The sequence below is a fragment of the Chloroflexus islandicus genome, assembly GCF_001650695.1.
GTDB classification, from domain to species: Bacteria; Chloroflexota; Chloroflexia; order Chloroflexales; family Chloroflexaceae; genus Chloroflexus; species Chloroflexus islandicus.
Window position 1 is genome coordinate 1 of sequence record NZ_LWQS01000014.1, and the last position, 650, is coordinate 650.

Consider the following 650-nt stretch of genomic DNA (forward strand, 5'->3'; position numbering starts at 1 on the left):
TCCTCGCCAATCGTGCTCAAGCGCCGTTCGCGCGCCAATGCCGCCGCGCTGAGCCGGTTCAAGTCGGCCCCTTCAATATTGGCTAGCCAGCGCCCGGCTAAGGTGCGCACTTCAGATGATGGCGCGAGCCGGTTGAGCAATTCGGCCACCGTCACTTCGGGGCCGCGATACGCGCAGATCTGCTGGTAGAGCGTATGCACGGCTGCCCCAACCGGATCATCAGTGGCCAAGATCCGCCCGCCGAGCGCGAACCGGCGATCGCGGCCCCAGCGCGAGGTGGGCAAGCCGGCGCGCCTGACCAATTCCCACGTGGCGGCGCGGTGGCCATGGATAAACTCAGCGCCAAACTCGACCGGGCCATACTGCTCGTCCGTCCAGATCCGGCCACCTATCCGATTCCGCGCTTCGAGGACGAGCACCTCATAGCCCGCGGCAGAAAGTGCATTTGCCGCTGCTAAGCCGGCGATGCCGGCGCCAATCACTATCACGTCGTGCATACTGCCTCTGTCATTGTGCAAAAGCTGTGTTCGTGGGTAAAGGCTCTCTCACGCTGGCAGGTGGTCCCCACCCCCAGCCCCTCCCCGCTGGGGGAGGGGTGTTGCCCTCGCCCCCTCTCCCACCTGACGGCGGGAGAGGGGGATGTTTTTTAC

At 65.1% G+C, this 650-nt stretch carries 1 protein-coding gene; it reads right to left on the reverse strand.

The window, feature by feature from the left end; all coding sequences use genetic code 11:
- A partial coding sequence (locus A6A03_RS00495; RefSeq protein WP_156525231.1) for an FAD-dependent oxidoreductase occupies positions 1-497 on the reverse strand: 497 nt, incomplete at its 3' end.
- Positions 498-650 lie beyond the last annotated feature (153 nt).